At 38.1% G+C, this 7,723-nt stretch carries 10 protein-coding genes and 1 pseudogene; 4 read left to right on the forward strand and 7 right to left on the reverse strand.

What is annotated here, in order from left to right; all coding sequences use genetic code 11:
- Positions 1–138: 138 nt before the first annotated feature.
- The 3 genes from BANVL01_RS26045 to BANVL01_RS26055 form a co-directional block, all read right to left on the reverse strand.
- A complete protein-coding gene (locus tag BANVL01_RS26045; RefSeq protein ID WP_066082907.1) occupies positions 139–1,323 on the reverse strand; it encodes a sulfite reductase subunit alpha in 1,185 nt (394 codons plus the stop codon).
- Between the two features lie 401 nt (positions 1,324–1,724).
- Entirely contained in the window at positions 1,725–2,252 is a 528-nt protein-coding gene (locus tag BANVL01_RS26050) for a dihydrofolate reductase family protein (RefSeq protein WP_066148186.1), read from the reverse strand.
- 150 nt (positions 2,253–2,402) lie between these two features.
- Entirely contained in the window at positions 2,403–3,077 is a 675-nt protein-coding gene (locus BANVL01_RS26055) for a uracil-DNA glycosylase (RefSeq protein ID WP_066082903.1), read from the reverse strand.
- Between the two features lie 250 nt (positions 3,078–3,327).
- Here BANVL01_RS26055 and BANVL01_RS26060 point away from each other — a divergent pair, with 250 nt between their 5' ends.
- The gene (locus BANVL01_RS26060) at positions 3,328–4,224 is read left to right on the forward strand and encodes an RCC1 domain-containing protein (protein ID WP_066082902.1); all 897 of its coding nucleotides are present in this window, start codon (positions 3,328–3,330) and stop codon (positions 4,222–4,224) included.
- 218 nt (positions 4,225–4,442) lie between these two features.
- On the forward strand, positions 4,443–4,985 hold the full coding sequence (locus BANVL01_RS26065) for a VanZ family protein (RefSeq protein WP_066082900.1): 543 nt from the start codon (positions 4,443–4,445) through the stop codon (positions 4,983–4,985).
- A 355-nt stretch (positions 4,986–5,340) separates the two neighbouring features.
- On the opposite strand, the gene BANVL01_RS27620 is transcribed toward BANVL01_RS26065, so the two are convergent.
- On the reverse strand, positions 5,341–5,508 hold the full coding sequence (locus BANVL01_RS27620; protein WP_156482428.1) for a hypothetical protein: 168 nt from the start codon (positions 5,506–5,508) through the stop codon (positions 5,341–5,343).
- A gap of 180 nt (positions 5,509–5,688) precedes the next feature.
- Between BANVL01_RS27620 and BANVL01_RS26070 the strand changes: the two genes are divergently transcribed.
- A complete protein-coding gene (locus tag BANVL01_RS26070; RefSeq protein WP_066082898.1) occupies positions 5,689–6,231 on the forward strand; it encodes an NADPH-dependent FMN reductase in 543 nt (180 codons plus the stop codon).
- 96 nt (positions 6,232–6,327) lie between these two features.
- Here BANVL01_RS26070 and BANVL01_RS26075 read toward each other — a convergent pair whose 3' ends face one another.
- The 3 genes and pseudogenes from BANVL01_RS26075 to BANVL01_RS27095 form a co-directional block, all read right to left on the reverse strand.
- Positions 6,328–6,582: a zinc ribbon domain-containing protein gene (locus BANVL01_RS26075; protein ID WP_066082896.1), complete on the reverse strand. Its 255-nt coding sequence runs from the start codon at positions 6,580–6,582 to the stop codon at positions 6,328–6,330.
- Positions 6,583–6,608: 26 nt separating this feature from the next.
- Entirely contained in the window at positions 6,609–7,235 is a 627-nt protein-coding gene (locus BANVL01_RS26080; protein WP_066082894.1) for a hypothetical protein, read from the reverse strand.
- 129 nt (positions 7,236–7,364) lie between these two features.
- Positions 7,365–7,538, reverse strand: a pseudogene (locus tag BANVL01_RS27095) (transposase); the annotation flags it as partial.
- A gap of 60 nt (positions 7,539–7,598) precedes the next feature.
- Here BANVL01_RS27095 and BANVL01_RS28900 point away from each other — a divergent pair.
- Positions 7,599–7,723: DNA polymerase beta superfamily protein (locus BANVL01_RS28900; RefSeq protein ID WP_439951364.1), on the forward strand; the 125-nt coding region annotated here is incomplete at its 3' end.

Consider the following 7,723-nt stretch of genomic DNA (forward strand, 5'->3'; position numbering starts at 1 on the left):
AGTAGTTGAATAGTGGTGCCTGACCCCCAGTGTGTTAAAGCGTTACCGCATCGGGGGTCAGGCACCGATACTGGGGGCAGGCACCCTAATTACTAACCGGAAAGAAGGGTGGTTACTGTAGATTTTTACACTTACCTTTTAATACACATCACGTTGATAACGCCCTTGCTTCTGCATATCTTTTAGATACGCTTCTGCTGAATCGCGACTCATCGCTCCTTCTTTTTCAATCATGTTAATAAGTGTGTCATGGACGTCTTTCGCCATATATTCCTTATCCCCACAAACGTAGAAATAAGCTCCTTTTTCAAGCCAATCAAACAGTTCTTTACTATGTTCAAGTATTTTATGTTGAACATAAACTTTTTGAGCTGCGTCCCGGGAGAAGGCAGTGTCTAGTTTTGTCAGTACCCCATCTTGTTGATATTTTTCCAACTCCTCTTGATAAAGGAAGTCAGAGTTAGCATGCTGGTCTCCAAAAAATAACCATGACCGGCCTGTTGCATTATTCACTGCACGTTCCTGTATAAAAGAACGGAACGGTGCAATACCTGTCCCGGGTCCAACCATAATAATGTCATGATCGGGAGACTCTGGCAGATAAAAGTGTTTATTTGCTTGAACAAAGACTGAAAGTACATCTCCTTCTTTCACACGTTCAGCACATAAAACAGAGCAAACCCCTTTACGTTCGCGTCCATTAGCAGTGTAGCGCACAGTACCGATGGTTAAATGAACTTCATCTGGATTAGCAGTAATGCTGCTCGCAATCGAATAGAGGCGCGGCGTCATTTTTCTTAATAAAGAAACGATTTCTTGTGCAGTAGCTTTCCATGGACCGAATCCACGTAACATATCAAGCAAATCACGACCATAGCAATATTCTTTCAGTTGGATCACATTTTCAGCCAGCAGAAGCTTTTGTAACTCTTCATTTTCTGTAAATGCAGCTGCCTGCTGTAAAACCTTTTTTGATAGCAGTGTAATTTCGAAATAGGTGGTTAGCGCTTCCTTTAGTGGGAGTGTCTCCCCTTGCTTATTGATGGTTACAACCGCTTCTTCATCCCAGTGCATTTCCTCAAGAATGGACGCAACAAGTTCTGGATCGTTGGAAGGGACAATCCCAAGGGCATCACCAGGGACATAAGAAAGGCCAGACCCTTCAAGTGATAACTCAATATGCCTCGTTTCTTTACCAGAGCCGGCTCCGTTTATATTTATATTTTTAAGAATTTTTGCTTGAAAAGGATTTGTTCGTGAAAATGTTGTTTGAACCAGTTTGTCTTTAAGGTCGGTTTTAGGGCTATCCAAAGTTATTTGCATGTTTCTTAACCTCCAAAGGTGATATATATATAATACCATTGGGATGGGAAATCTGGTGTGACCTTTTTAACAAATTTCCCCCTGGAGCCTATTAGGACAACATGACGGCCGAAGAAGAAACAGATGTTGCAATGTGGTCTTTCTTCATACAAAGGATTTAAGATGGTTAAGACCCTAGGGATTAGAGGGATCCCCAAAAAGGCCATAATTTTTTCATGGCCCAAAACGGCTCTGGTTTCACGCATATAATGCGGCTATTTAGGTTGTATCACAACGACTTTGGCATTCAAGCCCAGAAATTACATTGAAGCATTATAAAATGGCATTTGTTCTGACATAGCTAGTGGCTTATAGAATGGCAAAACTCGCCGCATTAATAATTGGCGAGTTTTTGTACTTATTCAGTTTTTTATATAATGAAGCATAGCGAGTTGACCTAACTTTTCAGCTTTGGTTAACCTATATTTTTGAGTAATATCATCCCCGTTATAAAGGGAGATTCCCTTCCCTAAAATAATAGGTGCAATGGCTAGTTGGAATTCATCAATTAAATTTTCCTTAAAAAACTCACGGGCTAAGTTTCCTCCACCAATTAACCATATATCTTTACCAGGCCTTTGTTTTATATCCTTAATGAAAGTTTGGACATCTTCATTAATAAATGAAGCATATTCATCTGAACCACTAACAGATTTCGAAAATACATAGTTTTTATAATCTTTATAAGGATAGGCAATATCAAACCCACGAATGATATCATACGTTCCCTTTCCCATAACAACCGTATCAATTCTTTCTAGAAGGGAATTGTAACCGGAATCTCCTTCTACTTCCGTGGACTCCAACCACTCTAATGTACCGTCATCATTTGCAATATAGCCATCAATCGAAGTACCAATATACAAAATAACGTTACGCCTTTTTTCCATATAAATCCTCATTCCTTTGTTTCAGTAGATAAAATTAAGTATACCTGTACTTCAAATCCCGTTTTCATAAAGACCACTCTTTAAAAAAAACCTCATTTACTGATGGTACGGTTCACCGTACCATATATTAATTTTGAAGATTGGTACCGGCTATAAATCTGGTATCTGCCAATCAATTTCCTCCATCCCTAATTCGCGCAAAATCGCATTGGTTCGGGAAAATGGTTTACTCCCAAAAAAGCCCTTATTGGCGGAAAATGGGCTTGGATGTGGTGACTTTATGATGAAATGCCTCGAGGAAGTGATGAGTTGTTGTTTTTGTTGGGAAAAATTTCCCCAGAGGATAAACACAACTGGCTTCTCTCTTTGATTCAATTCTCCAATTACTTTATCAGTAAACTCTTCCCAACCCAGGCCTTTATGTGAATTTGGACTTCCTGCACGTACGGTTAAAACCGCATTCAACATCAATACTCCCTGCTTCGCCCATTTTACTAGGTATCCATTATTAGGGATAGAGCAACCCAAATCTGTTTGCAGCTCCTGATAAATATTTTTCAATGATGGAGGAATCCGTACACTTGGCTTAACTGAAAAACTTAATCCATGGGCCTGTCCTGGTCCGTGATAAGGGTCTTGACCAATAATGACTACTTTGGTTTCGTTATAAGAAGTAAAATGCAGTGCATTATAGATATCATTTTGCTCCGGATAAACCACTTTTGTTTGGTATTCTTCGAGCAGTATTTTCCTCAATCGCTGGTAATAGGGTTTCTCAAATTCTTCTTCAAGCAATGGTGCCCAATCATTTTTCAAAATAGCCATTTATTCCACTCTCATTTCGATTGTTGAAATTCATTCAATTCCCATATATCATATGAATATTTTACTTTAACAAACTAATCGGATTAAAGCGGTCTACAACAATCCAGTCCAATAATGGAATAAATTAAACGGACAATTTGATATACTTCCGTTATCACAACCATACAGTTCTTCCATTTGACGAGCAATCATTAAGTTACATATACTTATCAGAAAAATGGAAGGGTGCATATATTCAAGGAGGTAAAACATGGATTACAATTCACCGAAAGATGGGGTGTTAGAGTTGAAACGGTGGCCTAAAGATACCATTGCGGCGGGTCGTCGTCATACCGTTGGGCTTAAATCGAACGGCACGGTGACGGCTGTGGGTGATAATAAATATGGCCAATGTGATGTAAATGGCTGGCGTGATATGGTGGCGGTTGCAGCTGGTAATGTTCATAGGGCAACAAACACGGGTAATGCTCATACAATCGGACTTAAATCGGACAGTACTGTGGCGGCTGTGGGTTGGAATAAGCATAACCAATGCGATGTAAACGACTGGCGCGATATTGTGGCCGTTTCAGCGGGTTGGCGTCATACCATTGGGCTTAAATCTGATGACACGGTGGTAGCTGTGGGGCGAAATAATGAAGGTCAATGCAATGTAAGCGGCTGGCATGATATTGTTGCGGTCACGGCGGGTGACTGGCATACCATCGGCCTTAAATCAGACGGCACGGTGACGGCTGTGGGGAATAATCGGTATCGCCAATGCAATGTAAGCGACTGGTTCGATATTGTGGGGGTCGGAGCGGGTTATCTCCATACAATTGGCCTTAAATCGGACGGTACTGTGACAGCTGTGGGTTTGAATAAACATGACCAATGCGATGTAAGCGGCTGGAGCGGTATCGTGGCGATTGCGGTGGGTAGTTATCATACTATCGGGCTTAAATCGGACGGTACCGTGGCTGCGGTGGGTGATAATAAGTATGGCCAGTGTAATGTAAGTGATTGGGTCGATATCGTGGTGGTTGCGGCGGGGTGTGCCCATACTGTCGGGCTTAAATCGGACGGCACGGTAGTTGCAGTGGGTGATAATGAATATGGCCAATGCGATGTAAGTGGCTGGCGCGACATCCAACTACTTGTCAATTAGTTTTTAATAACAATAAACCAGCGAATTTGTGAAAGTGTTAAGGAGCATTACTTCAGAGAACACTTTTTGTGTAATAGCATTTATTTTTCTAATTTGGTATGAATTGAACAATATTAGCGATCTCATCTTTTAAAGAAACATTCCCTAATAAATAATGTTAGGATTCAATTGTAAAGTAGGATAAAAACTTAGATTGTAAGTAGGAATTGGGGATTTATATGGAGAAATCAAAAAATAATCAAAATAAAATAACTGCTGGCTTGTTGACCGTATATTTATTTGTATTAACATGGATTATACTCTTTAAAATGCAATTTTCACTTCAAGACTTGCGTCATTTCGCGGATTTTAGGGAAATCAACTTAATCCCTTTTGCTGGTTCAGTTATCAAAAACGATCAAATAGATATTAGCGAAATTATCTATAACGTATTAGCATTTATCCCATTTGGAATTTATATCAGTATGCTAAAACCAAGTCAGTCTTTCTTGAAAAAGATTATACCGATAGCGGGAGTTAGTTTGTTATTTGAAGTATTGCAATTCATCTTTGCTATAGGAGCTAGCGATATTACTGACCTTATGGGAAATACATTAGGTGGAATGATTGGAGTTGGAGTTTATTTTTTATTTTGTAAGTTGTTTAGTACAAAAGCAAATAAAATCCTTAATGTTTTAGCTTCAATCGGAACAATATGTATTTTTGCATTAGTGTTGTTATTATTTATTGGTGTTATCAGGTACGGGAACTATGGCAAATAGATAAATTGAAATAGCGGACATTATTAACGGAACGTGGAGTGACAACGACTGTAAATTATTGGCGTGTTGGGGCTTTACTTTCAGGAATTTTATATTGTAATCGAGGCGAATGTGGAGGATCATAAGCCTAATTCCTTGCCAAAAGTACGGAGGGAGCCCCCCTATAATATTACCCTCAATTTGGTATACAATTTGTCTTACAAAAAATGCTACACAAAACATAATAACTGGATATCTTATTCTTAATTTAGTAACCAGTGATATTTAAAATAAGCGAAGATTTTCCGGTTAGTCCACAGAATAGAGCTTGGTTTGGGGTAAATAAGCGGAGGTTTTCCGATTAAGCAAAGTAAAATTACCCATTTTCACGTTTTTCAAGTAAATAGTCGGAATCCTTCCGTCTATTTAAGCTATTTTCAGTGCTTTTTCCTAAATAAGAGAAATTTCTCCGCTTATTTATCAAACCATGCTGATTCCTCATCTTGTTCACAATTGGTAACCCTTCCTGCATAACAATTTTCATTGGAGTCGTCTCCTAACCCCAATAACTTTTTGCTCTTTTACTTCAATTTTTTCATGGTACCCATGGGAAAATGCAAATTAATTTATAATTTCATTCGTTTGAGATACTATAGATACTGTGTTACTTTAAAGAAAAAAAATCATTCCAATCAATTAAACAACAACATGGGAGGCAGTATATATGAAAGTGGTAGCAATTATAGGTAGTATTCGCAAGGAATCATTAAACAAAAAATTTGCTGAGTATATTAAATCTCGCTATATTAACAAATTCGATCTTGAAGTTTTATCTTTAAATGAGATTCCTATGTACAATCAAGATATCGAAAATGAACCGCCACAAGAGGTTGTTGATTTCAAGGCACAAGTAAAAGCAGCGGACGCTGTTTTATGGGTAACACCTGAATATAACGGAACAGTACCGGGAGTTTTAGTAAACGCAATTGATTGGTTATCTCGAGTAGATAAAGTGATGATTGGGAAACCATCGATTGTGATGGGTGCTTCAATGGGAAATTTAGGAACAGTGAAAGCGCAAATGCATTTACGTGATATTTTATTCGCTGGCGGCGTTGCTTCTCCTGTACTCATTGGCAATGAAGTATATGTAGGTGCGGCACATACGAAATTCGATAGTGAAGGCAACCTAACAGACGAAGGAACAGTGAAGTTTTTAGACACTGTGATTGACAACTTCACGACTTGGATGAAGAATTTTCAATAATTATATATCGAAAAAAGGTGCCTGACCCCCATTACGTTAAAGCTTTATAGCAATGGGGGTCAGGCACCACCTTTTCGTTGACATAGATTGAAATGTCTATTTCCACCTCTCCAATTTATGAAGCCTTTTTACAAACATTCCTGCCAAAAACTTCGGAAATCCCATTTCGATACATTTATCTTTCACAAATTGCTTCATTTCATCTACTGAAATGTCCTTTTGCGTGAATTCCCCTACTTGATAACAATGCTTACAGTACATAGGACTTTTATCTAAATTCTTTTCCATACCGCGATCTTCCATTTTCTTTAATGGCATGGCACAGCTTTGGCATTTTTGATATTCTCTCATTCTATCACCTCAAATTGTCCTTTGAATTAAGCTTCTAATGTTTTATAAACTTTTTTGACTCTTTTTAGTTGAGGACCTGTTAAATATTCTTCTCTTTTTCGTAACACATTTAGAAATTCCTCTTTATTTTCTTCTGTTACAGCTAAAAGCGTGCTTTCCGAGTGCTGGGGAATTTCCTTTGTTCTGCAATTCTCAAGGTGATGGAGTAAGTAAGGAAAAATCACTCCATTGTTTTCCTTACTGACGGCTGCCAGCTTCGCAAGAGTCAGGACACCTTTATCAATGGTAATAACCGAGCCAATTTTCATGGCACTTATTAATGTGTCAAGATGAGCCATAATGGTTTCCGATGCAGCCTCTGCAATCGTTGCTAATGCCGTCATTCCTCCCCACACCAAACGGTTATTGCGACTCTTTAGCAGTTCTACGAAGTTCAGTACATATTTGCTTATGAGTTCTGGTTTTACTTGTCCAATTTCGTACGCTACTTTAATACAATCGTGTTGAATCTTTTTATCCCTGCAAGATAGGTTTTCAATTATTTCTTCTATGCCTTCATGATTTTCTTCATTAGCTAATCGCTGTGCTAATTCAATATTCGGCTCTTCATCATTTCGTCCTAACTGAGAAGCTATCAGGTTCACTACTGTCATGATTATCCCTCATTTATCATAAATTTCTTTTATATTCACTATCACATGTAATCAGACACCATTATGTCGTATATGTAAATATTTCTCTAAAACTTTCTTTGCTCTTTCTTTAATGATTTACCTAATATGTTGTGGCTCAAGCACTTCAACCTGCTCTTCTGCGACCTCCAAAATAATAGATTTAAGTCTCTCGTCTACTCCATTTATTAAGACATTTCTTTTATATTTAGGGCACCAAACCACATGATATTTACAAGAATATACTATGTTATTATTGCTTTTATACTGTATTAGACTTTTCATATATTTATTATATCAAAAATTTCCAACTAACTCTACAGCGGAGGGAACATTTGTTCTAAAATGTTTTTTAAAAAACAACTGCGTTCAGGAATCGTATACTATCAAGCTTTTTCAACCATTGAACAGATGCAAGAGCTGAGCAAAAGCATTTTCGCTCCCAACTCTTGTTTACATCACTATCTTAA

This window comes from Neobacillus novalis NBRC 102450 (assembly GCF_001591805.1).
GTDB classification, from domain to species: domain Bacteria; phylum Bacillota; class Bacilli; order Bacillales; family Cytobacillaceae; genus Neobacillus; species Neobacillus novalis.